22 protein-coding genes and 1 pseudogene are annotated in these 25,805 nt (G+C 67.5%); 17 read left to right on the top strand and 6 right to left on the bottom strand.

The annotated features are described in order from the left end of the window. Positions 1 to 43: 43 nt before the first annotated feature. Both G4X40_RS04985 and G4X40_RS04980 read left to right on the top strand, forming a co-directional pair. Positions 44 to 892: an HAD family hydrolase gene (locus tag G4X40_RS04985; protein WP_277830556.1), complete on the top strand. Its 849-nt coding sequence runs from the start codon at positions 44 to 46 to the stop codon at positions 890 to 892. Positions 893 to 899: 7 nt separating this feature from the next. Next, the gene (locus tag G4X40_RS04980; protein WP_277830555.1) at positions 900 to 2,606 is read left to right on the top strand and encodes a SulP family inorganic anion transporter; all 1,707 of its coding nucleotides are present in this window, start codon (positions 900 to 902) and stop codon (positions 2,604 to 2,606) included. 230 nt (positions 2,607 to 2,836) lie between these two features. On the opposite strand, the pseudogene G4X40_RS04975 reads toward G4X40_RS04980, so the two are convergent. Then, positions 2,837 to 3,403: pseudogene (locus tag G4X40_RS04975) on the bottom strand (pirin family protein); the annotation flags it as partial. Positions 3,404 to 3,520: 117 nt separating this feature from the next. On the opposite strand from G4X40_RS04975, the gene G4X40_RS04970 reads away from it, so the two are divergent. Genes G4X40_RS04970 through G4X40_RS04955 form a run of 4 tightly spaced genes read left to right on the top strand, consistent with a single transcriptional unit; the run spans position 3,521 to position 7,714 of the window. Continuing rightward, positions 3,521 to 5,155, top strand: coding sequence for an acyl-CoA dehydrogenase family protein (locus G4X40_RS04970; protein WP_277830554.1), 1,635 nt, complete (start codon positions 3,521 to 3,523; stop codon positions 5,153 to 5,155). Next, positions 5,152 to 5,946: a crotonase/enoyl-CoA hydratase family protein gene (locus G4X40_RS04965; protein WP_277830553.1), complete on the top strand. Its 795-nt coding sequence runs from the start codon at positions 5,152 to 5,154 to the stop codon at positions 5,944 to 5,946. Before G4X40_RS04970 ends, G4X40_RS04965 begins: the two co-directional genes overlap by 4 nt. Beyond that, entirely contained in the window at positions 5,943 to 6,983 is a 1,041-nt protein-coding gene (locus G4X40_RS04960; RefSeq protein WP_277830551.1) for a crotonase/enoyl-CoA hydratase family protein, read from the top strand. Before G4X40_RS04965 ends, G4X40_RS04960 begins: the two co-directional genes overlap by 4 nt. 41 nt (positions 6,984 to 7,024) lie before the next feature. Then, on the top strand, positions 7,025 to 7,714 hold the full coding sequence (locus tag G4X40_RS04955; RefSeq protein ID WP_277831291.1) for a PaaX family transcriptional regulator C-terminal domain-containing protein: 690 nt from the start codon (positions 7,025 to 7,027) through the stop codon (positions 7,712 to 7,714). 21 nt (positions 7,715 to 7,735) lie between these two features. Here G4X40_RS04955 and G4X40_RS04950 read toward each other — a convergent pair whose 3' ends face one another. The 3 genes from G4X40_RS04950 to G4X40_RS04940 all read right to left on the bottom strand — a co-directional run bounded on the left by G4X40_RS04950 (position 7,736) and on the right by G4X40_RS04940 (position 10,879). Then, positions 7,736 to 8,380 (bottom strand): hypothetical protein, encoded by a 645-nt coding sequence (locus G4X40_RS04950; protein ID WP_277830550.1) that lies wholly within the window; start codon positions 8,378 to 8,380, stop codon positions 7,736 to 7,738. Positions 8,381 to 8,469: 89 nt separating this feature from the next. After that, positions 8,470 to 10,278 carry a 2-isopropylmalate synthase gene (leuA, locus tag G4X40_RS04945; RefSeq protein WP_277830549.1) on the bottom strand — a complete coding sequence of 603 codons (1,809 nt, stop codon included), beginning with the start codon at positions 10,276 to 10,278 and terminating at the stop codon, positions 8,470 to 8,472. Between the two features lie 181 nt (positions 10,279 to 10,459). Further along, positions 10,460 to 10,879 carry a DUF7144 family membrane protein gene (locus G4X40_RS04940; protein WP_277830548.1) on the bottom strand — a complete coding sequence of 140 codons (420 nt, stop codon included), beginning with the start codon at positions 10,877 to 10,879 and terminating at the stop codon, positions 10,460 to 10,462. 168 nt (positions 10,880 to 11,047) lie between these two features. Between G4X40_RS04940 and G4X40_RS04935 the strand changes: the two genes are divergently transcribed. The 3 genes from G4X40_RS04935 to G4X40_RS04925 all read left to right on the top strand — a co-directional run bounded on the left by G4X40_RS04935 (position 11,048) and on the right by G4X40_RS04925 (position 12,567). Further along, a complete protein-coding gene (locus tag G4X40_RS04935) occupies positions 11,048 to 11,407 on the top strand; it encodes a YidH family protein (RefSeq protein ID WP_277830547.1) in 360 nt (119 codons plus the stop codon). 173 nt (positions 11,408 to 11,580) lie between these two features. Next, a complete protein-coding gene (locus tag G4X40_RS04930) occupies positions 11,581 to 12,237 on the top strand; it encodes a GAP family protein (protein ID WP_277830546.1) in 657 nt (218 codons plus the stop codon). 81 nt (positions 12,238 to 12,318) lie between these two features. Further along, entirely contained in the window at positions 12,319 to 12,567 is a 249-nt protein-coding gene (locus G4X40_RS04925) for a LapA family protein (RefSeq protein WP_277830545.1), read from the top strand. A 12-nt stretch (positions 12,568 to 12,579) separates the two neighbouring features. Here the strand turns inward: G4X40_RS04925 and G4X40_RS04920 are convergent, their stop codons facing one another. Beyond that, complete coding sequence (locus G4X40_RS04920) at positions 12,580 to 14,283, bottom strand: SulP family inorganic anion transporter (RefSeq protein ID WP_277830544.1); 1,704 nt, start codon at positions 14,281 to 14,283, stop codon at positions 12,580 to 12,582. Positions 14,284 to 14,457: 174 nt separating this feature from the next. On the opposite strand from G4X40_RS04920, the gene G4X40_RS04915 reads away from it, so the two are divergent. Beyond that, positions 14,458 to 14,943 (top strand): DUF6069 family protein, encoded by a 486-nt coding sequence (locus G4X40_RS04915; protein WP_277830542.1) that lies wholly within the window; start codon positions 14,458 to 14,460, stop codon positions 14,941 to 14,943. Positions 14,944 to 14,969: 26 nt separating this feature from the next. Here G4X40_RS04915 and G4X40_RS04910 read toward each other — a convergent pair whose 3' ends face one another. Further along, positions 14,970 to 15,629 carry a GAP family protein gene (locus G4X40_RS04910; RefSeq protein WP_277830540.1) on the bottom strand — a complete coding sequence of 220 codons (660 nt, stop codon included), beginning with the start codon at positions 15,627 to 15,629 and terminating at the stop codon, positions 14,970 to 14,972. 186 nt (positions 15,630 to 15,815) lie between these two features. Here G4X40_RS04910 and G4X40_RS04905 point away from each other — a divergent pair, with 186 nt between their 5' ends. The 7 genes from G4X40_RS04905 (at position 15,816) to G4X40_RS04875 (ending at position 25,803) form a co-directional block, all read left to right on the top strand. Next, positions 15,816 to 16,034: a hypothetical protein gene (locus tag G4X40_RS04905; RefSeq protein ID WP_277830538.1), complete on the top strand. Its 219-nt coding sequence runs from the start codon at positions 15,816 to 15,818 to the stop codon at positions 16,032 to 16,034. Between the two features lie 89 nt (positions 16,035 to 16,123). Beyond that, positions 16,124 to 17,434, top strand: coding sequence for an AAA family ATPase (locus G4X40_RS04900; RefSeq protein WP_277830536.1), 1,311 nt, complete (start codon positions 16,124 to 16,126; stop codon positions 17,432 to 17,434). Continuing rightward, positions 17,376 to 18,758: a LuxR C-terminal-related transcriptional regulator gene (locus G4X40_RS04895; protein ID WP_277830534.1), complete on the top strand. Its 1,383-nt coding sequence runs from the start codon at positions 17,376 to 17,378 to the stop codon at positions 18,756 to 18,758. The genes G4X40_RS04900 and G4X40_RS04895 overlap by 59 nt, the downstream gene beginning before the upstream one ends. A gap of 199 nt (positions 18,759 to 18,957) precedes the next feature. Further along, positions 18,958 to 20,790 carry an alkyl/aryl-sulfatase gene (locus G4X40_RS04890; RefSeq protein ID WP_277831290.1) on the top strand — a complete coding sequence of 611 codons (1,833 nt, stop codon included), beginning with the start codon at positions 18,958 to 18,960 and terminating at the stop codon, positions 20,788 to 20,790. 81 nt (positions 20,791 to 20,871) lie between these two features. Continuing rightward, positions 20,872 to 22,068 carry an NAD-dependent epimerase/dehydratase family protein gene (locus tag G4X40_RS04885; protein WP_277830533.1) on the top strand — a complete coding sequence of 399 codons (1,197 nt, stop codon included), beginning with the start codon at positions 20,872 to 20,874 and terminating at the stop codon, positions 22,066 to 22,068. Continuing rightward, on the top strand, positions 22,061 to 23,989 hold the full coding sequence (locus tag G4X40_RS04880) for a hypothetical protein (protein ID WP_277830531.1): 1,929 nt from the start codon (positions 22,061 to 22,063) through the stop codon (positions 23,987 to 23,989). The genes G4X40_RS04885 and G4X40_RS04880 overlap by 8 nt, the downstream gene beginning before the upstream one ends. Continuing rightward, positions 23,986 to 25,803 carry a glycosyltransferase gene (locus G4X40_RS04875; protein ID WP_277830530.1) on the top strand — a complete coding sequence of 606 codons (1,818 nt, stop codon included), beginning with the start codon at positions 23,986 to 23,988 and terminating at the stop codon, positions 25,801 to 25,803. Before G4X40_RS04880 ends, G4X40_RS04875 begins: the two co-directional genes overlap by 4 nt. Positions 25,804 to 25,805 lie beyond the last annotated feature (2 nt).

The raw sequence follows: 25,805 nt of genomic DNA, 5'->3' as shown, positions 1-25,805 counted from the left end.
CTCCTGGCGGGACACCGCAACACGGACGGCGATAGTCGACTTCGTGGACGGGGTGGAATCGCGCGGTGTGCCGGTGGACGAGCGGGTCGCGGTGTTCGACAACGACGGAACGCTGTGGACCGAGAAGCCCGTGCAGATCCAGATGCAGTTCGTGCTCGAGCAGTGGGCGCGGATGGCAGCGCACCACCCGACGCTGCGTTTGCGGCAGCCGTTCAAGGCGGTCGTCGACAAAGATTTGGGCTGGCTGTCGGCCGCGATCGACAAGCACTACTCCGGAGACGACTCCGACATGAAGGTGCTGGCCGGGGCGGTGGCGCAGGCGTCTGCCGGGCAGGAGGTGGAGTCCTACTCGGCGTTGGCGAAGTATTTCCTGGACAGCGGGATGCATCCGCTGCTGCGCCGGCCCTACGCCGACTGCGTGTACGCGCCGATGATCGAGTTGCTCCGCTACCTGGAGGCGCACGGCTTCACCACCTACATCGCCTCCGGGGGCGACCGCGACTTCATGCGGCCGGCAGGGGACATGCTCTACGACATACCGAGGGAACGGGTCATCGGCAGCAGCCTCGGCCTCACCTACGCCGACGGCGCTCTGCGGTACGCCTCCACGATGGCCTTCCTCGACGACGGCCCCGAGAAGCCGGCACGGATCTGGAGTCGGATCGGTCGGCGACCGCTGCTGGTGGGCGGCAACGCGAACGGCGACCTGCCGATGCTCGAGTTCGCCCGGGAAGACGGGCTCCGACTGATCATCCGTCACGACGACGCCGACCGGGAGTTCGCCTACGACACCGGCGCCGAGGACGCGCTCAAACGCGCCGCCGCGGAACGATGGACGACGGTGAGCGTGCGGGACGACTGGACTCGAGTGTTCCCCGATTCGAAGCAGTGAGGTCTCGATGTCACGGTTGATCGCGCCGACGCTGGCGGGCTATCGCAAGTCGTGGTTGCGCGCCGACGTCGTCGCGGGGCTGAGCGCCGGCGCCGTGGTGATCCCGCAGGCGATGGCCTACGCGACCATCGCCGACATGCCGGTGCAGATCGGTCTGTACACGTGCATGGTCCCGATGGTCGTCTATGCGCTGCTCGGCGGGTCCCGCACGACCAGCGTGAGCACCACCTCGACCATCGCCACGCTCACGGCATCAACCCTGATCGGCGCCGGAGTGGCGGCCGGCTCGGACCAGGCGCAGTCGGATCTGATCACGCTGACGTTGATGGTGGGTGTGCTGCTGTTGCTGGCCAGGGTGCTGCGCCTCGGCGCGATCATCGAGAACATCTCGGAGGCCACGCTCACCGGGATCAAGGCCGGCGTCGGGCTGACCGTTGCGGCCGGTCAGTTGCCGAAGTTGCTCGGGGTGCCGCCGGACAATACCGCCACAGGTTTCTTTCAGGTGCTGTGGTCCGCGCTCAAGCAGATCGGTGACGCCAATGGGGCCACGATCCTGCTTGCCGCGGGCAGTATCGCCGTGCTCTACGCGATGAAGAAGTTCGTGCCGAGGATCCCGGGTCCGCTGGTGGTGGTGGCGGCCGGGATTCTGCTGGTCGCCTTCGCCGGAATCGACGACCACGGTGTCGCGCTGATTTCGCCGGTGCCGCACGGAATTCCGTTGCCTGCCCTGCCGAGCTTCGAACATGCCGGATCGCTGGTGCCGGGTGCGCTTGCGATCGCGGTGATGGCGTTCCTGGAAACCGTGTCGGTGGGTCGGGGCGTCCGTCGGCCCGACGAGCCGCAGATCGACACCAACCAGGAACTGCTGGCCAACGGTGTTGCCGCAACGCTCGGTTCGTTCTTTCACACGCTGGCACCCGCCGGCGGCTTCTCCCAGACCGCGGTCAATCAGGGTGCGGGTGCGCGAACCCAGTTGAGCAGCATCGTGACCGCGGTTCTTGCGGTGCTGGTTGCGCTGTTCCTCGCGCCGGTGCTCGACGACCTGCCGCAAGCTGCGCTCGGTGCGATGGTGGTGGTGGCCGTGCTGGGCCTGATCAATCTGCGGGAGTTCAAGACGCTCTGGCAGATCGACCGGATCGAGTTCTGGGTGGCACTGGTCACCGCGCTCGTGGGGCTGGCCGCCGGGCTGCTGCCGGCGGTTGCGGTGGGCGTGATCTTCACGCTGTACCTCGTTCTGCGCGAGCTTGACCGGGCACACATCGTGCAACTGCATCGCAACGAGCGGGGCCACTGGCGCCCCGGCGGCGAGTCGGATCCGACGGTCGCGGCGGACCCGTTGGTGCTCCGGATCAACTCGGCGCTGTACACCGCCAACGTGCGGACGACCGTGCGGGCGATCGAATCTCGCTCCGGCATCGGCGAGGACGCGGAGAGTTCCCGGCCACGCGCGCTGGTGCTCGACGCCTCCCGCGCCTACAAGGTGTCCACGACGGTCATGCACGGCATCCGTGACATGCTCAAGGAACTGTCCGACGCCGGAGTGACGCTCTACATCGTCGACCTGCCGGAGTCGGAGAAGCCGAAGCTGCGCACGACCCCCTGGTGGCGAGAGTTCGGGGGCCGACGCTACTTCGACCACATCGACGACGCGGTGGACGCTGCCGAAAACGATTGCGCCACTGCTGCGAAGGTTCAGGAGAGCAGCAACGAGTGACCTGATCGCCGGCTCATCCCCGAGATCATCGGGCTGGTCATCACGCCTGCCGTCATCGCCGCGTGGATCCTGCCTGGACTGCGCCCTCCCGATCGCATCAACCTCGTGCGGGTGTGCTCGCGTCCACCTGAGGCGTGTCACCCGTTGTCGACATGGGGCAGCCTCTCAGCGGGAACGACGCAGAACCGGTCGGCCTGGTAGTCCTCGAACGCCTCGATCAAGTTCTTGGGATCCCAGGGAAGGCGCAACTGCGCACCCGGGCTGACCGTCGCGTGCAGGAACGTGATCGGGTGAATGTCGAACCCGGCCCGGCATACCCGCCGACTTCGCCGGCGATCACCCGCAGCAAGGCGCCGCCGTCGTCGGACGACAGCCAGGCGTGCCTGCGCCGCCCTGATGTCCTGATAGTGGGGTTGGTTGAACTTGTTGGCGCGCGGCAGGTTCACCCACAATCGGATGCCGTGGAACAGTCCACCGGAGACCACGAGGTGCTCCAGCGGTCGTTCGATGTGCAGGATCCCGCTGCCGGCCGTCATCCACTGGGTGTCGCCGTTGGTGATCGTCCCTCTGCCGCCGTGCGAGTCCTGGTGCTCGAAGACCCCGTCGATCATGTAGGTGACGGCCTCGAAGCCACGGTGCGGGTGCCACGACGTGCCCTGGGGTTCGCCCGGTGCGTATTCGACCTCGCCCATCTGGTCCATGTGGACGAACGGGTCGAGTGCGTCGAGCGGGACGCCGACAACGGCGCGGCGCACGGGGAAGCCGTCTCCCTCGAGTCCCGGCGGCGCGCTGGTCACCCGGTGTGCAGCCCTGATTGAGTGACGACGATTCATTACATGCTATCGGAAAGTGGCGATTAGTTGTAATGTCCCGTGGAGCTGAGGCCAACGATTATCGAGGCGGTGTGAGAGACGATGTCCACCCACGATGTGCTCAACCAGGCCGTTCAGCCGGTCGGGGTCAACCCGGCCGACTATCCGCCGATTGCGGAATCGCTGGCCCGTGCGGATGCGATGGGTCGATTCGAGGAGGTTCGAGAGGCGGGGGCGCTGGCCGGCAGCGCGCCGGTGATCGCGCTCGGCGACCTGGCCGAGGACCATCCGCCGCAGCTCAAGACGCATGACCGATACGGGAACAGGATCGACGAGGTCGTGTACGACCCCGCCTACCACCAGTTGATGCGGCACGCGACGCGGATGGGACTGCACGGCGCGCCGTGGGTGGACCCGGCGCCGCATCCGCACCTGGCGCGCGCCGCGAAGATGCTGGCCTGGATGCAGGTCGATCCCGGGCACCTCTGCCCGATCAGCATGACCTACGCGGTGGTGCCCGCATTGCGCCACAATCCCGAATTGGCGTCCCGGTTCGAGGCCAAACTCGCGTCCCGCGAATACGATCCGGTGCTCGCTTCGCCGGAGTCGAAAGCCTCGCTGATCGCCGGGATGTCGATGACCGAGAAGCAGGGCGGTTCGGACGTGCGGGCGAACACCACCCGAGCGGTGGCGCGGCCCGACGGTTCGTATCGGATCACCGGGCACAAGTGGTTCACTTCGGCGCCGATGAGCGACTTCTTCCTCACCCTCGCCCAAACCGAGGCAGGGGTGACGTGCTTCTTCGTCCCGCGTGTCCTGCCTGACGGCAGTCGAAACACCTTCCTGCTGCAGCGACTCAAGGACAAACTGGGCAACCATTCGAACGCCTCCAGCGAGGTCGAGTACGACGACACGGTCGGATGGCTCGTCGGCGAGGAGGGGCGCGGCGTCCGGACCATCATCGAGATGGTCAACATGACGCGGTTGGACTGCACGCTGGGATCGGCGGCACTGATGCGCAGCGGGGTGCAACAGGCCGCATTCCATACCGCGCACCGTAAGGCCTTCGGGGCGTACCTGAGCGATCAGCCGCTGATGCGCAACGTGCTGGCGGACCTGGCCGTCGAGGCGGAGGCGGCGACGACGGTCGCGCTGTGGTTGGCAGACCTGACCGACCGCGCCGTCGCCGGCGACGGCCGGGCGGCGGCACTGCGCCGGATCAGTCTCGCCGTGAGCAAGTACTACGTATGCAAACGGGGACCGGCTCACGCGGCGGAGGCGCTCGAATGCTTCGGAGGCAACGGGTATGTCGAGGAGTCGCGGATGCCGCGGCTCTATCGGGAGGCTCCGCTGACATCGGTGTGGGAGGGCTCTGGCAACGTCGCCGCGCTGGATGTCCTTCGGGCGCTGGTCAAGCAACCGGAGGTTCTGTCCGTGTTCCTCGACGAGGTGAAGTCGGCGGCCGGCGCCGATGCGAACCTGGACCGCGCCGTCGCCGCACTGGAGTCGCAGTTCTCGGACTTCGAGAGCATCCAGTACCGTGCGCGCGGCGTCGTCGGCCAGATGGCGAAGGTCCTGCAGGGATCGCTCCTGGCCCGCTACGGGCACCCGGCGGTGGCCGACGCCTATGCGGCCTCGCGACTCGGTGAGAACTGGGGCGATGTGCTCGGTACGTTGCCGACCGGTATCGACGTGGGAACCCTCGTCGATCGCGCGACGCCGAAGGAGTGCGCGTGACCGTCGCCGTCGAGAAGCGGGGGGCGGTCACGATCGTCACCCTCGACCGCCCCGAGGTGCGCAACGCGGTCGACCATCACCATGCATCCGCACTCACAGCAGCATTCGAAGCCTTCGACGACGACGCGGATTCGTCGGTGGCGATCCTGCACGGCACAGGCGGGAACTTCTGCGCCGGAGCAGATCTGAAGGCGGTGGCCCGCGGGGACATCAAGATTGCCCAGCCGGACGAGGACGGCCCGGCCGGGATGGGGCCGACACGGTTGCTGCTGAGCAAGCCCGTGATCGCCGCGGTCGACGGCTATGCCGTTGCCGGCGGTCTCGAGTTGGCGATCTGGGCCGATCTGCGGGTGGCCGACCCCGGCGCGATGTTCGGTGTGTTCTGCCGCCGTTGGGGTGTGCCGTTGATCGACGGCGGGACGGTGCGGTTGCCGCGACTGATCGGGCATTCGCACGCGCTGGACATGATCCTCACCGGCCGCCCGGTGGGTGCCGAGGAGGCCAAGACGATGGGCCTGGCGAACCGGGTGAGCGCACCCGGGCGTGCGCTGGAGGAGGCGATCGAGTTGGCCGAGCAATTGGCGCAGTTCCCGCAGACGTGCCTGCGCGGGGATCGAATGTCCAGCTATGACCAGTTCGGACTCACGCTCGACGACGCGATAGCGCGGGAATGGGGACACGGCATGCGCTCGGTCGAGGAGATCTTCTCCGGTGCGGGGCGATTCGCATCCGGACTCGGACGACACGGCAATTTCGACGAGCACCAGATCGGACCGGGGGCGGCGCAATGAGTTTCGGTACTGAAGATCACCCCGGAGCCCGTCCGGCTGCCTGGTACGACAACTGGACGGAGGTGCCTGACTCGCCGTGGAACGGCCGGCCGGCGCCGGACGTCGAGCGCGAGTACACGACGTTGACCTACCAGCGCGACGGTCGGATAGCGCGGATCACCTTCAACAGGCCGGACCACGGCAACGCGATCACGCCGGACACCCCACTCGATCTCGCACACGCGGTAGAGCGCGCGGATCTGGATCCGCGCGTGCACGTGATCTTGTTGTCCGGCCGGGGCAAGGGGTTCTGCGGGGGCTACGACCTCGACATGTTCGCCGAGCGCGGGGGAGCGACCGACGGCCCCGACGAGGTCACCGGGACGGTGCTCGACCCGGTGGTCAACGCGGTCAACCACAACCCGTGGGGGACCTGGGACCCGATGATCGACTACGCGATGATGAGCCGCTTCAATCGCGGCTTCGCCAGTCTGATGCAGGCGAACAAACCGACAGTGGCCAAACTGCACGGGTTCGCGGTCGCCGGCGGTACCGACATCGCGCTGTACTGCGACCAGATCATCTGCGCCGACGACACCAAGATCGGCTACCCGCCGACCCGGGTCTGGGGTGTCCCGGCCGCCGGGATGTGGGCGCACCGCCTCGGCGACCAGCGCGCCAAACGACTGTTGTTCACCGGCGACTGCATCGACGGCGGACAGGCCGCCGAATGGGGCCTGGCCGTCGAGTCCTGCCCGGCGGAGGAGTTGGACGAGCGGACCGAGGCGCTGGTGGAGCGGATCGCGAGGATGCCGGTCAATCAGTTGATGATGGTCAAACTGACACTGAACTCCGCGCTCTATTCGCAGGGGGTTGCCAACTCCGGCATGATCAGCACCGTTTTCGACGGCATCTCGCGTCACACGCGCGAGGGCTATGCCTTCCAGATGCGGGCTGCGACGGCGGGGTTCCGGGAGGCGGTGCGCGAGCGTGACGAGCCTTTCGGTGACCACAAGCGGTCCGGGATGGGCGAGGCGTTGCCGGGTCCGGGCGCGTGATCGAGCGCGGGCGCACTTCCCGTCTCCTCACCGCACGCTCGATGATCCTCAGCGCCTTTCTGGGGGCGCCCGCCGAGGCCAGGGCCTCGGCGATCATCGCGATGGCCGAGGTTCTGGGCCTTCAGGAATCTGCGGTCCGGGTTGCGTTGACCCGCATGGTTTCCTCAGGTGACCTCGAGCGTGACAACGGGTTGTACCGTCTCGCACCGCGATTGCGTGAGCGTCAGGTGCGGCAGGACGAAGCCAGACATCCTCCGATGGTGAGCTGGAACGGGCAGTGGACGGTCGCGGTCGTGGGCGATGGCGGTGACGCCGATCGTGTCGAGGTTGGCGAATCCCTGCAGCAGATGCGTTTCCGGCCCCTTCGTGAGGGTGTGTGGATGCGGCCCAACAACATTGATGTCGCATTGCCCGCCGGTGTGGTGCGGTGCTGTTCGGTCTTCACCGCGGTGCCGGTCGACAGCTCGCGCGAACTGGCCCAGTCGCTGTTCCAGCCCGATGGATGGGCTCAGACGGCGCACGCGCTGCTTGCCGAGTCACCGGATACACCCTCGGCTCGCTTCGAACTCGCGGCGGCGATGATCCGGCACCTGATGGACGATCCACTGCTGCCTAGTGAGCTGACACCCACAGACTGGCCCGGACCGCGACTGCGCGGCGCGTATGAGGAATTCCGTGCCGAGTTCATCGACCTGGCCCGCACGCACCTCGGCCACGGCGGGGTGCGGTGAGTGCCGGAAGGACTCCGGACCTCAGACCATCTCCGCCACATACGGCCGCAGCCCGATCGCGGTGTCGACGCACACCGCCAGCAGGATCTGGACCTGTAGGTCGCCGAGCGGACGCTCCAGCGCCAACCGGGTGCCGACCACCGGCACCGCCACCGGCTTGACGATATGTTCCCACCACGGATCCGAGTGGTCCTCGCGGCACGCCTCGACCAGTCCCTCGCAGTTGCGGATGACGTCGAGCACGCCCACACGCTGACCCGCGGCGGTGATCAGCAGGTGATAGGCCGACGGCGTCTTGGGGTGCGCCGGAGCCGGCAGGAAGCGGAACAGTTCGGTCCCGTCGGGGGCGGACGCTGTGGACACCAGACCGCGGGTGATCAGCGCGACCTCCTGACCGTCGGCGGTGCTGACCACCGTGGGCAGGCCGCATCCGGAGGAGATGTACAGCACCGGCCCGTCGTGCACGGCCAGTCGGTGGATCCCGGAGCCGCCGCTCTCGAAGCCGAGCGACCCGCCCATGCGATGGCCGAGCGCGTCGAAGACCCCCTGGTCGGCGGTGGCGATCGGCTCGCCCGTGCCGCACCGGAAGACGAGCTGCAGCGCATCCTGCGCCGGCTGTTGAACGCGGGCTTCGATCACGAGACCCGCGCCCGATTCTGGGGCCATCCTCGAAGCGTAACCGGAATGTGACCCAAGTAACAGACCTGCGGCCCCGCCTGAACGAATCAGGCAGGGCCGCAGGATGTTTCGGGTGGTCAGTTCGCGCGGTTCACCGCGGACACCACCGCGCGCAGCGAGGCGGCGGTGATCGACGGGGCGATGCCGACGCCCCACAGGACCTTGGTGTCGCCGTTCGCGCACTCGATCGCGCACTCTACGTAGGCGGCGGCCATGGCGTCGTCGCCGGAGGACATCGCGTGCTCTTCGTAGTCGAGGACGCGGATGTTGAACCCGACGGTGGCCAGCGCGTCGACGAAGGCTGCGACCGGTCCGTTGCCGCTGCCGGTGATCTCCCGCTCGACCCCGTCGACCTTGACGGTGGCGATCAGGGTGTCCTCGCCGTGGTCGTCCTCGGCGTTGATGACCTTCTGCTTCATCCGCTCGAGCGGCGAGATGCGGTCCAGGTACTCCTGCGAGAACACGTCCCACATCGTCTTCGGGCTGACCTCGCCGCCCTCGGAGTCGGTCAGCTGCTGGACCAGGCGGGAGAACTCGATCTGTAGCCGGCGCGGCAGCTGCAGGCCGTGGTCGCTCTTCATGATGTAGGCGACGCCGCCCTTGCCGGACTGCGAGTTGACGCGGATGACGGCCTCGTAGGTGCGGCCGACGTCCTTCGGGTCGATCGGCAGGTAGGGCACCTGCCAGGTGATGTGGTCGACGTCCGAGTTCGCGTCGTCGGCGTCGGACTTCATCGCGTCCAGGCCCTTGTTGATCGCGTCCTGGTGGCTGCCGGAGAACGCAGTGTAGACCAGGTCGCCGCCGTAGGGGTGACGCTCGTGCACGGGCAGCTGGTTGCAGTACTCGACCGTGCGGCGGATCTCGTCGATGTCGGAGAAGTTGATCTGCGGGTCGACGCCGCGGGTGAACATGTTCAGGCCCAGCGTCACCAGGCAGACGTTGCCGGTGCGCTCGCCGTTGCCGAACAGGCAGCCCTCGATGCGGTCCGCGCCGGCCATGAAGCCCAGCTCGGCGGCCGCGACACCGGTGCCGCGGTCGTTGTGCGGGTGCAGGCTCAGCAGCACGGAGTCGCGGCGGGCCAGGTTGCTGCTCATCCACTCGATCGAGTCGGCGTAGACGTTCGGCGTCGCCATCTCGACGGTTGCCGGCAGGTTGACGATGACCGGGTCCTCCGGTGTGGCGCCGAGCACCTCGGTGACCGCGTTACACACCTCCAGCGCGTACTCCAGCTCGGTGCCGGTGTACGACTCGGGCGAGTACTCCCAGCGCCAGTGGGTGTCGGGGTACTTCTTGGCCTCGTCCAGCACCATCTCGGCCGCCGAGGTCGCGATCTTCTTGATCTGCTCCTTGTTGGCGCGGAACACCACGCGGCGCTGCAGCACCGAGGTGGAGTTGTAGAAATGCACGATGACGGTCTTGGCGCCGCGGCACGCCTCGAAGGTGCGCTCGATCAGCTCCGGGCGGCACTGGGTCAGCACCTGGATGGTGACATCGTCGGGGATCGCGTTGTCCTCGATGATCTCTCGGACGAAGTCGAAATCGGTCTGGCTCGCGGACGGGAACCCGACCTCGATCTCCTTGTAACCCATACGCACGAGCAGGTCGAACATGCGGCGCTTGCGGCCCGGGCTCATCGGGTCGATAAGCGCCTGGTTGCCGTCACGCAGGTCGACGGCGCACCACTGCGGGGCGCGGTCGATGACCTTGTCCGGCCAGGTGCGGTCGGGCAGCGAGATCGGCTCGACCTCATCCGCGAACGGGCGGTAGCGGAAGGTCGGCATCGAGGTGTTGCGCTGGGTGTTCCACGCCGGCTGGTCGGCCGGTGCGGGCCGGGACGGAACCGAGATGGACGGCGAACCGGAGGTGAAGGCGTCTGCGGGTGACATGGCGTTCTCCGAACGGGTGGGGACCGTCGAGGTGTGCTCGGTGGGGTCCTGTGATGTATCGACCGGCGCGTCGCCTCGAGGCGTGAACAGGCCCGCGACGGGGAGCCAGTCTGTGATCAGACCCCGTCGCGGCAACCAAGAAGGAGCGCACGCTGCATGTCAGGCAGTGTACCGCAGCAGGTCAGGCGCGTCGCGGCTGCCAGGTTGCGAGCGCCCAGATCGCGAACATGTTCAGCGCGATGAGCAGCACCGACCACCAGGGGTAATAGGGCAGCCACAGGAAGTTCGCGACGATCGACAACGCCGCCACGAAGATGGCCAGAACGCGCGCCCACGCGGCCCCGGTCATCACCGCCATGCCGACGAGCACGATGATCACGCCGAGGACGACGTGGACCCAGCCCCAGCCGGTGGTGCTCCACTGGTAGGTGTACTGCGGGCCGGCGACGATGATCTTGTCGGTCGAGATCGCCGAGATGCCTTCGAGGAGTTGCAGCACGCCGTTCATCAGCAGGATGATCCCTACCGCGATCGAACCGAACGCGGCGAAGCCCTGCTTGACGCCGCCGGTCGACGGGTCGACGGACTGGTGTGTGGCCATGACGGGAGTCCTTCCTGTCTGCGCGGGCGCTCCCCGCGCCGGGTCCCCTCCATGTTCGTTCCACGACGGTCGCCGTGGCTTCATCCGTTGTGGGTGAAGCAGCGCGCCCCGCCGGCTGAGAGTGTGGGTGCGTCAGGTGTTGGTGCCGCGGTCCGAAAGGGGGGACGAATGGGGACGTCCCAGCCGAATCCGCCCGACCGGCCCGACGAGCGGTTCACGCTCGCCAGCGAACGGACCTTTCTCGCCTGGATGCGAACATCGCTGGCGCTGATGGCCGGTGGGATCGCGATGATCCACCTGGTGCCGGAGTTCAGCACCTCCTGGGTGCGGCTGACTCTCGGTACCGCGCTCATGGTGCTGGCGGTGATCGCCGCTGTCGGAGGACTGACCCGCTGGTTGCAGGTGCAGCGAGCCCTCGAGCGTGGCGACCCGATGCCCGCGGCGGGTCACCTGTGGGTCATCGCGGTGGTCACCGTCGTCATCGTGCTGGTCGCCGCGGTCGCGGCGGTCGTCAGCGAACTGTCTTGATGCCGAGTCGCTTTGGCGCCTTCCGTGTCATGTCTGAGAAAGACCTACCGGGTGATACTCGCCGCAGAAGCTCGGGTGGCTGCATCACCCTGTGTGGATGACCCAGTGGGGGCGGTTCTCTGTCACGCTCGACGACGCACCGTCGCGTGCTCGCTGTGGACTGGAGGACGATCATGGGTTCATTGCTGCTCGACTTGATCCCGGAACTGCTCGGCATGGCCATCACCCCGGCGGCGATCGCCGGTTGCATCCTGCTGTTGCAGACGAAGCAGGCGTTGAAGAACGCCCTGGCCTTCGCGTCCGCGTTCATGTTGGCGTACATCGCCATCGGCGTCGCTGCCCTGCTCGGCGGTGCGACCCACCAGACGCAGCAGTCGGGGACCATCGCGCACTGGGCGGGCTTGGTGGTCGGGCTGATCTTCGTGGGGTGCGGAGTGGGCACACTGGTTCGTCACAGGTCCGCTGCGCAGCGGGACCCGAAGTGGATGGACCTGCTCGAGAAGGCCACGCCCCGAGTCGCGTTCCTCCTGGGGGCGGCGCTGTCGGTACTCAACCCGAACCTCGCGATCATGGTCTCCGGGATGAGCGTGATCGCCGCGGCCGACACCACTGTCGCCACATCGATAGGCGCCACCGTGTTGTTGCTGGTCGCCGCCGCGCTGGACTTCCTGGTGCCGATCGGCGCGTACGTCGCGTTCGGTGACCGTGCGAAGGCGGCGCTCGAATCCTCCAAGCGGTGGATGCTGACCCACAACGGGGGCTTGAGCATGGCCGTGTTCTTCGGGTTCGGTGCACTTTTTGTCATCCGCGGCGTCGTGGCGCTGGTGTGACGTCAAAATGCCGGCCCGGTCGGCGGATGACCCTAGGATTGGCGTAGATGATGGCAGTTCTCACAGATCGGGGAGACCGACATGAGTGACCGCACACCGGCAAAGAAGGGCGGCATCCTGTCCCGGGTGTCTTTCATGCAGTGGATCGCGCTGGTATTGGTGGTACTCGCCGTCATCTTCGTGCTGCTCAACCGAGAACATGTCTCGGTCAACTTTTTCGGTGTGACCGTGAGCGCCCCGCAGTGGCTGACGCTGATCCTGGTGTTCGCGGTCGGGTGGCTGACGGGCGTGTTCACCATGCGCCGGCGGCACGCGGCACCCAAGGCATAGCGGACGGCGCGGTCACTCCCGGACGATCTGGTGCGTCTGCGCGTCCTGCAATGCCTGCCTGGTCGATTCGCCGAGCAAGGCGGTGGCGTTGAACGTGTGAACCGACAGCCCGAGCCCCTGCAGGCGTTCCTCGTTCCAGTACTCGGCGAGGTCCTTGCTCAGCCCGGTCAGGTAGAGACGTCCGCCGGTCCGTTCGAGCCGGTCGGCGTAGTCGAGCAGCACGGCGAAGAAGGTGGCGCCCAGCGTGGTTCGGCCGCGTAGTCGCAGGATCACCTCCGGCGCTTCGGCGCCGTCGGGGTCGGGCAGCATCACCTGCAGCGTGCGCGAGCCTGCATAGAACAGGCTGCCGTACACGTCCAGGATGACGATGTCGCCGTCGCGCAGGTGCTTCGGCGCACGGACCTCCCGGAAGTCGTGCTCTGCCTCCGGGATGAGCCGAACCAGCCGCAGGTCCATCGCCTCTTGGTTGAGTTGCAGCAGCAGCGACAGGGCCACACCGATGCCGACGGCCGCACTGACCGGGAGCGCGAGTGTGGCGACCAGCGTGGTGACCAACGCGATCACCGAGGTCGACCCGCTCCGCAGGATCGTGGTGATCGTGCCCAACCGGATGGAACCGATCGCCGCGAAGATCAGGATCGCGGCCAGTGTCGGCATCGGCACCTTGCCGACGAGTCCCGAGAAGGCGATGAGGATCAGGACCATCCAGAGTCCGGAGAGGACCCCGCCCCAACGCGACTTCGCGCCGGCCGTGACATTGACCGCGGTCTGCCCGACGGACCCGCCGACGGGTTGCCCGCCGAACAACGCGGAGGCGATGTTGCCGACCCCCTGACCGGCGAAGTCCTGGTTCGGCATCGAGCGCGAGCCGTCGGGATTCGGCGCCACCTCGGCTACGCCGGCTCCCTGGACCAACACGATGACCGCGACGGCGGCCGCCGAAGCGAGTAGCGAAGGCGTCAGCAGTGTGAGATCCGGAATGCCGGGCAACGGGATGCCCCGCGGGATGGTCCCCACATCCGACACCCGGCGCACCGAGTCGAGGCCGAAGCCGATCACGACCATGGTCGAGGCGACCAGCGCGGCGAGTGAGCCGATCAAGGCGAACCGCGTCCGCATCAGCCCGATCAACACGGCCAGCGTGATCACCCCGGTCAACAGAGAACTCAGGTCGATGCGGCCGGGGTGGGTGACCAGATCGAGGGCCTTCGTCGCGGCCACCGATCCGCTGGCCTTGGCTCCGACCAGATCGGGTAGCTGACCGAAGACGATGTTCAGTGACACGCCGGTGAGGAACCCGGTCATCACCGAGTGCGAGACGAAACGCGTGTACCGGCCGAGTTTGAGCGCCGCCGCGACCAGCATGATCACGCCCGCCAGCAGGGTCAGCAGCCCCAGCGCGCGGGCCCGGTCGGGCTCGGGCACGCCCGCAAGCCCGGACCCTGCCGCCAATGCGGCCGCGCTGGTGGTGGCGACCACCATCAACTTCGTCCCGGTCGGCAGACTGCCGAATGTCCGCCCGGCGAAACTTGCGTAAAGACCGTTCACCGGATTGACGCCGGCGAGAAGTCCGCAGGCCATCCCGTCGGGCACGCTGCTGATCGCGCCGGGCAGTCCCGCGACCAGGTCTCGCCGGAAGTGTCTGCGCTCGGGCAGCCGCCCACGGCACCACTGTCCGGCAGCCTGTGTCAGCCGTCCGATGGTGTTGTTCCGCATGGCCCCGCTCCCGTGCTCGTCGGTGGTTCGCCAGTTCGAGGGTGGGGCAGAGACAGCTCCGGCGCGTCACCCGGGTGGGGTGATGCCGTCGGGGCCGAGTGGCACTTTCATCGAAGACCAATGGGCGGCAAGGAGCGTCGAATCCGCCCCGAAACCACGCATCAGGAGGTCGTGATGGATCCATACCCGGGACCGCAGCCGTCGTCGCATCTGCCCCCGGCGCCGAAACCGCCGGTTGTCGACGCGAAGACGTTGTGGGCCGGCGGGTGCGCGGCCGCGGTGGTGGCGGCGCTGATCGTGGTGCTCGGGCTGCTGGTGGTCAGGGGACTGCTCGACACGCCGGTGATCAGTCCACTCGGTACGAACTATTCGCAGGCCGCAACACTCGCGGGCTATGCGGCTGCGGCCGCACTGGTGGCCACTGCGTTGTTGCATCTGCTGCTGGTCTCGACTCCCACCGCGATGTCGTTCTTCAACTGGATCTGCACACTCGCCACGATCATCGCCGCTGTGCTGCCGTTCGCGCAGTACGGTTCGACCGCGTCGAAGGTGGCCAGCGCAATCGTCTACCTGATCGTCGGATTCGCGATCACGTCCCTGCTCGACGGGGTGGCCACCAGTGCCCGGAGGAAGGCTGCGACCAGGCAGCCGCGTCGATGACCTGCGTCCCCGGGCCGAGACGCAGGTCAGTTCAGCCCGCCGATGCCCTTGCCGATCAGCACCACGCCGATGACCAGCAGCAGCACACTCATCACCGCGGCGTTGTTGGCCTGCAGCCACTGTTTGAGCTCGTCGAGCGGTCCGCGCAACTTGTCGGCCGCGAGTAGGTAGCCGACCACCGGGATCACGACCGTGGAGGCCGCGATCACCACGAAGACGACAACGGCGACCGTCGCCTGGCCGGCAGCCAGCCCGGCCGATCCGATCGCGATGCCCGCGGCGATGCACATCAGCAGGTTCTTCGGGTTGACCGCGGCCAGCGCGAACCCCAGCCCGAGGCCCTTCGGCAAGGTCAGGTCGTCGATGGCTTGCATCCATTTCGGTGCCTCGCCGCTCGCGTCGCGACCGCGCCACTGCCGCGCGGCAAGGATCAGCAGCACCACACCGAGGAAGATCTTGATCGCGGCGGTGGCGGTTGACGGCTGCCCGTCCGACTGGGTGCCGCCGCCGACGAAGACGAAGATGACCGCGGCCACGACGATGCCGAGAATCCATCCGATGGCGAATCCGATGCTGGTGCTCTTGGCGCGCGCGGACATCAGCATCAGGATCGCCGCGATGATCGGAATCGGCGAGATCGCGACGCCCACGCCCAGGGGAAGAAGATCACCGATCACGCTGCCCATGTCTGGCCTCTCCGGTATCAGGGTTGTGTGAGGCGACGGTAGGTCTGCACAGTCGACGTCGCGTCACTCTCCGAGGGTGATCCACGTTCCGGTCGGGGCTCACCTCTCGCGGGTGATGTCGCGCGGCGGCGGACGGTGAACTGTGGAGGCAACATCGGCCGCCGCTCGGGGATGAAGGGGTGAACCGTGCACTACGAATTCGTGGTACGGGCACGCATGTCCGATCGCGCTGCCGCTGCGTTTCCGGAACTCACCGCCGAGTACTCCGCCGCGCGCGGCACCACCTCGCTGTTCGGCACCATCGCCGACCAGACGCAGCTACGTGGATTGTTGGCGCGCTTCGATTCGATGGCCTTGGAAATCATCGAATTGCGTCAGTTGCCCGGATTGCCGGATTCGAGCTGAAGCGGTCGACATATCCGTTCGCCGCGCGAACCCATGCGCATCGTGCAACTATTTCGTGAACCGAGAAACTTCCACCGTCGGGGGTGACGATGGTTCACGAGTACAAGGCGAGCAGCACCGTCGAAACGCAAGTTCCGGCAGTGCTGCCGGCACGATTGCAGCCGCCCATCTTCGGATGCGCGCTGATTCCCCGCGCACGGGTGCATCGGGCACTGCCCACACACGACGCCGGCGGCGCCGCGCTGACCGTCGTTGCTGCGCCCGCGGGCTCCGGGAAGACGGCGGCGCTGACCGAATGGACGCATGCGGTTCGTGCGAGCGGAACCCGGGTCTCCTGGCTGACGGTGCTGGCGGAGGACAACGACGTGGCGACTTTCGCCACGGATCTTTGTGCCGCGCTGTGCATCGACGGCGACATGGAGCCGATCCCCGGTCCCGCAGCAGCCACGGCGCAGGAGGCCGCGGACGCGGTCATGGCGGTGGTTGCTCGTCGTCCGGATCCGATCGTGCTCGTTCTCGACGACGTCCAACAACTGCGCAGCCCGGAATCCCTCGAGATGCTCGATTTGCTCGCCAGGTTCCATGCGGGCCGGTTGCGACTGGTGATGGCCGGCCGTTACGAGCCGGCGATGGGGCTGAGCAGGTTGCGATTGGAGGGCGCACTGGTCGCACTGACCGCCGACGATCTGGCGTTCACACCCGCGGAGGCCGAGCAGATATTCGCTCAGCACCTGCTCGCCCTGGACGGGCCCGACCTGGCCGCGCTGATGACGCGCACCGGCGGCTGGGCCGCCGGACTGCGGATGGCGGCGATCGCCCTCGTGGGCAGCGACGATGTCAGTGCCCGTATCGCCGAGTTCTCCGGGGACACAAGGACGGTCGCCGACTACTTGGCCGACGAGATCCTCGGCGCACTGCCGGACGCCATGCGGCTGTTCATGATCGCCACCGCGCAAGCAGACTTCTTCACCGTCGACTATGCGGAAGCGGTGGGGGCAACACCGGACGCGGGGCTGATGCTCGACGATCTCGCGCAGCGCAATTGCATGGTGGTCAGGCACGAGGGCCCCGACCCTCGGTTCAGCTATCACCCGCTGCTGCGCAGCTATCTGCTCGCAGAGCTCAACCGGCAGCCCGAGCGGGTGCGATGCGAGATCCACGGTCGTTTGGCGGAGTGGTTCGCGCGGGCAGGCGAGCCGGTGGCTGCCTTGGAGCATGCGGTCGAGGCCGGTCCCGCCGACGACGCGCTGTCGGACGCGTTTGCGGCACAGGGTATTCGTGCAGTGCTGGACGGTGGATCGGCCGCGCTGCTCGCACTGTTGGCCACCGTGCCCCCCCTCCGTGTCTTCGCTGCCGGGCGCCGCACTCGCACAGGCTGCCGCCGAGATCGACGGTGGTGACCCGGTGGCGGCCGACCTCAGCCTTGCCCGGAGCCTGTTGGGCCGGCGGACCGCAACGACCCGCCTCGCTGAGCAGGGCATCAGGATCCAGCGGTGCCTGTGGGGCGGCGAGCCGACGGATGCCTCGGACCCGTCGCTCGAATCGGAGGCGCCGGCAGACTGCGACGAATCGCTTCGCGCACACCAACTGCTGGGCGTCGGATGGACTCGATTGGTCCGCGGCGAGCGTGTGCAGGCGACAGCGGATCTCGAGGGCGCCGTCGCGCTCGCGAGGTCCGCCGGATGTGACCGCGCCGTGATGGCGGGCCTGTCGGCGCTCGCGATGGTCGCGATCGCGGGCGACACCCTTGCGGCAATGGACGAGCACAGTCGCACGGCGCTCGAATTCGCCGGTACGCATGGGCTGCAGGGCGATCCGACTGCTGTGACCGCCCATCAGGTGGCGGCGTGGGTGGCGCATCAGCGGTGTGACACGGACGCCGCGACAGTTCATGTGACGGCGGCCGAACAAGCCGCAGGGTCGGGCACCTACCCCGCGGTGCACACGTTGACAGCCGGACTGAAGGCCGTCATCGCGCTCGATCGGGCGGAGCGGCCCTATGGCTCGTCGATCACCCTGCACGGGGTGCTGCGCGAGATGGACTGGTCGCGGATGCCGGACCGCGCCACCGCGTGCGCCCTGTTGATTCAGGTTCAGATCGCACTCAGGGTAGGCGAGATCGCCTGGGCGCGCGAGAGTCTGGCGCTCGCGGAGAACCTCATTGCGGAAACTATGGAGACCGAGCTGATCCGGATCATCCTGCATCTGCAGCGTGGCCGCCTCGACACCGCGCGCGACAGGGTCCGGTTGCTCCTCCGCGGCGCCGTCCCGGCTCTCACCATGCGGGCTCCGGTGGATTGTGTGGTGCTCTCCGCCACGCTCGCAGAGGCCGCCGGGGACCACCCGGCGGCGCATCGGGGAATGGCCCACGCCCTGGAACTCGCCGTGCAGGATCGGCTGATCAGGCCGTTCCGTGACGGCGGTCCGGTTGTCGCGGCGGTGCTCGCCGCCGGGATGGGGCGCTTCGGACACCAGGACGACTTCGCGGGGGAGGTACTCGCGAAGCTGGAGGGACCGGACACCCCGCACACGGTGCTGCTGACGACGCGTGAGCTGGAACTGCTGGCGGAACTGCCGTCGATGCGGACCACCGAGGAGATCGCGGAGTCGCTGTACGTCTCGGTGAACACGGTCAAGACCCATCTGCGCAGCATCTACCGCAAGATGGACGTCCGGTCGCGACGAGAAGCCGTCGACACGGCGCGCACAATCGGGCTGCTCTGACCCGCGCGATCACCCCGATCGGGTGAGGTACCGACCAACGGACCGGCCGATGCTGGCGAAGGGGTAGTCAGCACCCGACACCCCACGGAATTCGCAGTCGCCGGTTCAACGCCGGCCCAGAGGGAGGCCAGGACTCGTGACCGGACAAGTAGACGCCACAGTAGCCGTCAAGACCCAGAACGAGCGGGCGGTCAGGGACATGCCGTTCGCAGACGACCAGGACTTCCGCGACGCCGAACGGGGGTTCGTGGGTGCGCTGGAACCGGGCGTGGTGAAGAGCGCCGGCGGGGACGTGGTGTGGGACAGCGACGGCTACGCGTTCCTCGACGGCGAGTGCCCGCCGACCGTGCACCCCAGCCTGTGGCGGCAGTCGAAGCTGTGCGCGATCCAGGGCCTGTACGAGGTGACCGACGGCATTTACCAGATCCGCGGCCTCGACCTCTCGAACATGACGCTCGTAGAGGGCGACACCGGTGTCATCGTGATCGATCCGCTCATCTCCGCGGAGACCGCGGCCGCAGGCCTGGGTTTGTACCGCAAGCACCGGGGCGACCGTCCGGTGACGGGTGTCATATACACGCACAGCCACATCGACCATTTCGGTGGCGTCAAGGGCGTCACCACCCAGGAGGACGTCGACGCGGGCCGGTGCCCGGTACTGGCGCCGGCGGGGTTCGTCGAGCACGCGGTCGCCGAGAACGTCTACGCCGGAACCGCGATGGGCCGGCGCGCGGCCTACATGTACGGTGCGGCGCTGCCGCGCGGTCCGGTGGGCGCGGTCGGTGCCGGCCTGGGCTCCACGACGTCGACCGGCATGGCCACGTTGATCAATCCCACGGTCGACATCGACCACACCGACCAGGTCGAGACCGTCGACGGGGTTCGCATCGAGTTCCAGATGACACCGGGAACCGAGGCGCCGTCGGAGATGAATTTCTACTTTCCCGACCGCCGCGCACTGTGCATGGCGGAGAACGCGACCCACACGTTGCACAACCTGCTGACGCTGCGCGGCGCGCTGGTTCGCGACCCGCACGTGTGGTCGAAATACCTCACGGAGTCGATCAACCGGTACGCAGCGAAGTCGGATGTGCTGTTCGCCTCGCATCACTGGCCGACGTGGGGAACCGAGCGGCTGACGGAGTTCCTCTCGGTGCAGCGCGACCTCTACGGCTACCTGCACGATCAGACCCTGCGCGCACTCAACAAGGGGGCCACCGGCATCGAGATCGCCGAGTCGATCCAACTGCCGCCGGCGCTCGAGCAGTCGTGGAGCACGCACGGCTACTACGGTTCGGTCAGCCACAACGTCAAGGCGATCTATCAGCGATACATGGGCTGGTTCGACGGCAACCCGGCCACCCTGTGGGAGCACCCGCCGGTAGAGGCCGCCAAGCGGCACGTCGAGTTCATGGGCGGGTCTGCCGAGGTGCTGACGAAGGCGCGCAAGTCGTTCGACGAGGGTGACTTCCGCTGGGTCGCGCAGGTGCTGAACTACGTGATCTTCGCCGATCCCGACAACGCCGAGGCCAGGTCACTGCAGGCGGACACCCTCGAGCAACTCGGCTTCGGCTCCGAGAACGGAACCTGGCGGAACTTCTTCCTCATGGGCGCCTACGAACTGCGGCACGGTTCGGTGGGAACGCCGACCAATACCGCGGCCCCCGATATCGCCGGTGCACTGTCCGTCGAGCAACTCTTCGACGCGCTCGCGTTGCGGGTCGACGGTCCGAAGGCCTGGGACGCCGACATCACGATCGACTGGAAGGTCACCGACGCCGATGTGGTGCACCGCAGCCGCCTGCACAACGGTCTGCTGGTGCACTACGACGTCGGGGGCGACCTGCCTGCTCCCGATACCGCGTTCGCGCTGACCAACGTGGACCTGCACCGGGTGCTGCTGGGGGCGGCGGACCCGAGTGAGCTCATCGCGAAGGGCGACATCAAGGTCGAGGGCGACGTCGCCAAGCTGGCCGAGCTGATCGATTACGTCGACAACCCCGACCCGGATTTCGCCATCGTCACACCGTGACCACGCGGGGCCGCTTGCGTCCAGTCCGGAAGCGGCCCCGTTTCGTTCGCCGAACTCTCCCTCACAGTTCTGGAGTACTCGATGCGTACGTTGATCCTCGGTGGCGACGGCTTCTGCGGTTGGCCGACCGCGCTGCACCTGTCCGCTCACGGCCACGACGTCACGATCGTCGACAGCCTGGTCCGCCGCCGGATCGACGACGAATTGGGTGTCCAGTCGCTCACGCCGATCCGGCCGCTGTCCGAGCGCTTGCTGGCGTGGCGGGAAGCGACGGAACGCGAAATCGACTTCGTCCAATGCGATCTGGCGCGGGACTACGACCGGTTGGTCGAACTGCTCGCCGAGAAGAACCCGGAAACGATCGTGCACTTCGCCGAGCAGCGGTCGGCGCCGTACTCGATGAAATCGCCTCGGCACAAGCGGTACACGGTCGACAACAACGCCAACGTCACCCACAACCTGCTGGCCGCGATGGTTCAGGTCGGGTCGCAGGCGCAGCTGGTCCACCTGGGATCGATGGGCGTGTACGGGTACGAGACGGTCCCGCTGGACCTGCCCGAGGGCTACCTCACCGTCACGTATCCCGACAACGACGGCCGGCCGCAGACTCGCGAGATCCTGTACCCGACGCAGCCGGGCAGCGTGTACCACCTGACGAAGTCCATGGACCAGTTGATGTTCCAGTACTACGCCCACAACGACGGGATCCGCATCACCGACCTGCACCAGGGAATCGTCTGGGGCACACAGACCGACGAGACGGATCGCGATGTGCGGCTGATCAACCGGTTCGACTATGACGGCGATTACGGCACCGTGCTCAACAGGTTCCTGGTCGAGGCCGCCATCGGCTACCCGCTGACCGTGCACGGCTCGGGCAGACAGACGCGGGCATTCATCAACATCCGGGACACGGTCCGGTGCATCCGCATGGCCGCAGAATCGGGTGACGAGGTGTCCGGGCGACCGCGGGTGATGAACCAGATGACCGAAACCCACCGTGTGATCGACCTGGCGCACCTGGTCGCGAACACGATCGGCGCGGAGGTGAACATGGTGCCCAACCCCCGCCAGGAGGCGGAGGAGAACCGGCTCAGCGTCCGCAACGACCGGTTGCTGAACCTGGGCCTGGAGCCGACGCTGCTGGCCACGGGGCTTATGCGCGAATCGGCCGAGATCGCGCATGAGTATGTCGGCCGAGTCGACACGAACCGAATCCCGTGCGTCTCATACTGGAACCGGCAACGCGAAACAGCGGCGGAGGGTGCCGATGTCTGACGACGAGGGCAAACACGCGAGCGATGCCCCGGGGGAGGGTGACCGTCCGGCCGATGGTGACGGCCAGGGGGCGGCCGAGCAACCCGAGGCCGACTACTTCCCCGGCGAGAAGGGCCGCCGCATCCCGAGGTCGGCGTGGTGGGTGCTGGGCGTCGCGGTGGTGGCGCTCGTGGCCTTCCTGATCGTCCGCCCGTACTGGTTCAAGGGCAGCACCTCGGACCTGCACGTGCCGGCGGACCGGCACTTCACCAAGACGCTGGCCGGGCTGGGCCAGGCCGACGGCGTCTGGCTGTCCGACGATGCGCCGTCGACCAGCTTCACGGTCCCGCTGCCGGTCGACGCCGAGCCCGGTAAAACCCAGCTGCGGCTGCACGGCTCGACTCAAGTGGCGCCGAACAGCACGGTGTTCCTGGTGGTCGCGATGAACGGGAAGACGGTCTACAAGCGCGCACTTCCGTCGGGCGACAACGTTCTCGACCAGACGATCCAGGTCCCGGCGGGCACGGTCGACAGCGGCGAGGTCCGGGTCCGGGTGCGGACCCAAGGTACGTTGCACGGTGACATCTGCATGCCGGACCATTCCGCCGGGATGCTGATCCACCTGACCCCGGACACGATGGTGGAGTCCGCACTCGGCGAGACTGTGCGCACCGTCCGCGACACGGTGGCCGGCTGGGACCGCCGACTCACGGTGGTCACCGCGGATCAGGGCGATCAATGGCGCACGGCGGCAGCCCAACTCGGCATCGCCTTGACCCAGCACGGCTACGACGTCACCTTCGCGTCCGGCGTGCCGGGTTCGAATGTGCAGGACACGATCCTGGTCGGCCCCGCGGACCGGCTCTTCGGCATGGGCTGGAAGGCCGGGGACACCAAGGGCGACGGCGTGGTGACGGGCACCGTCGCCGACGCGCCCGTCCTGGGCATCGTCGAGTCGCAGGCGGACGTGATCTCGCGCCTGCTGACAACGCCTGCGCTGGCCGCCGCGGACACCTCCACCAGCGCTCCCCAGGCTGTGGCCACCACCGCGCCGACGGGCAACCCGGTGACGCTGAGCAGCCTCGGCGCGGACCTGTCGGAGCAGCAGATCACCGAGAGCCAGCGGTGGCGGGTCGGGTACTCGCCCGCTGATCTCCCCGGCGGCATGTTGCCCAAGGACCTGCGGGTGGCCTTCCAACTGCCGGCCTCGCCCGCGGACCTGACGTGGATTCTCAACGTCCAGCTCAACGGGCGCCTCATCGACAGCAGGCCGCTGGCGCACTCGACGGAGCCGGTGGTGATCCCGCTGCCGCCGACGGCCCAGAAGGTGAACAACAACCTGGTCATCGAGGTGGAGCGCGACCGCGACCTCGGCGGCTGCGGTGTGCGGGTGACGAGCTATCCGATCCAACTGCTCGACACCTCGGTGCTGGATCTGGGCGACCAGCCCATGGCGGGCTTCACCGGGGTGCCACGCACCCTGGCCCCCGGGTTCGCGGTGTACGTGCCGGGTGCGAACCCGCAGGACACCGACAACGTGCTCACCGCCGCGCTGCCGACCCTCGCCACGTTCGTTCCGGCCCAGTACAGCCCGGCCTTCCACTGGAACGCCCAGCCCGCGCCGGGACAGCCGTTTGTGCTGTTGGGGCAGAGTCCGGACGTGAGCACCGTCGCGCACGTGCAGGACGGGCGACTGGTGGCAGGCAACGGGCAGCCGCTGAACGTGTCGTCGTTCGCGAACGGGGTCCTCAGTCAATGTGCAACCGGACCAGGCGGCGCGGGCGGGCTCGCCATCCAGCCTGTGGGTGAGGCGCCTGCGGTACCGACGCCCGATTTCGGTCAGGAATGCATCCAGGTCGCCACGACGGGAGGGAGTTTCGCACTCGACCCGAACGGTGCGGTGGTCCTGACCGGCCCGCCGCGCGCGGCTGCGCCGAGATGACCGACGTCGCCGGCCCACATCAGACGCAACCGGAGGCGATCGCCGACCACTTTCGGTCGGTGGACAGCGCGCCGGCGGGCATCTCGGTCAATCGACCCGCCAGTGCGAGCAACGGATTCCTGATCACATTCACCGGGCTCAGCATCATCGCGCTGTGCATCAGCACCTATCTGGTGGGCACCGGCCTGGCTGAGCGGTACGACCTGGTGGTCCTTGCCAAGAACCGCGGCACGGGCGGACTGCCGACGCGAACCTTCGTCATCGTCTTCTTCGTGACGTACGCCGCCTACGCGTACACGAACGTGTGGCGGCGGGTCGCCATCGGACTGTCGCTGCTCGGTAAGTTCGCGGTGGTCAGTGTCGCCTTCGACGGCATCGGGTGGGCGCTGGACCACCTGGACGTCATCAATATCCCGGTGGGTGTCCAGTCGTTCGGGTCCGCCCTCGTGGCACTGGCGATCTTTCCGCACACCATCCTGCGGCATGCCAAGCTGCCCCATCGCGATCAGCGAGCCCCGAGTCCGGTGGTGCCGGCGAGCGCCTACGTCAAGCTCTTCGTCTGCTTGACTGTCGCGATCGTGGTTGCGGTGTTCGTCGCCCGGGTCTTCTTCACGGCGGTGTTCGACATGAAGCAGATCGCCCTGCTCGGCGGCGTGGGGCCGGGCGCCTTCCTGTTCCAGCAGGTGTTCGCGATCACGACGGCGGGATTCGGTTGGCTGGTCATCCGGCGGTCCCGGCGCGCGAAGTTCACGCCACCGCTGGCCATCCTGGTGCCCGCCCACGACGAGGCGCACGACATCGCGGCGACGATCGAATCCGTCGACCGCGCCGCCGTCAGCTATCCGGGGCCCATTCACCTCTGCGTCGTCGACAACGCCTCGACCGACGAGACCACCGAGGTCGCCGAGCGGGCGATCGCCGACTGCACCGAGATCACCGGTGAAGTGATCCAGTGCCCGACACCAGGCAAAGCGATCGCGCTGAACCAGGGAATCGCGCATCTCCCACAGGAATTCGTCGTGCGCATCGACGCCGACAGTGTGATCGCGCCCGGGTGTCTGCAGACCGCGATGAGTCACTTCGCGAACCCCCGGGTCGGCTCCGTGGGAGGCCTGCCGTTGCCGGCCGAGGAGAAGACCTGGATTGACAAGGTCAGGCTCGTCGAGGTCTATCTGCGCCATGGCTTCTTCCAGGTCTCGCTCGACGGGTACCAGGGCGTGCTGGGCGTCCCGGGCATGTTCGCGATCTATCGGCGCAGTGCCGTACTCGAGGTGGGCGGAATGGTCCAGGGTATGAACGGCGAGGACACCGACATCTGCATCCGATTGGACGGCGCGGGCTACCACACGGTGGCCGATCCGAAGGCGGTGTACTACAGCGAGACCCCTGCGACCTACGCGCACCTGCGCGAGCAGCGAACGCGGTGGTTCCGCAGCATCTATCACCTGGCCGCGCACAACCGGGGGACACTGCTGCGCTGGGGGTCGATGACGGGACTGTTCGTGCTGCCGTTCCAGTTGGTCAACGCGGCGCGCCGCGCCATGCTGGCGCCGATCCTGATCTTCGCGCTGATCGCCGTGGCCGGGTTCCGCGCGACCTTCTCGGGCCTCCAATGGCAGCCGGAGATCGCCACCGTGCTGGGGATGCCATTGATCATGACGGTGTTCGTCCTCCTGCTGTGGCGTCCCGGTGCGATCAGGTACGTCCCGGCCTACCTGCTGTTCCGGTTGCTGCGCAGCTACTTCACGCTGGGTTCCGCATTGAGTTTGAGGTTCCCGCCGTTGAACCCGCACCTGCCCAGGCGGCAGAAGTAGCG

Source organism: Speluncibacter jeojiensis (assembly GCF_029589495.1).
Lineage (GTDB): Bacteria > Actinomycetota > Actinomycetes > Mycobacteriales > Mycobacteriaceae > Speluncibacter > Speluncibacter jeojiensis.
Note: the sequence above shows the minus strand (reverse complement) of the source record. Positions and strands in the feature narration are given on the sequence as shown.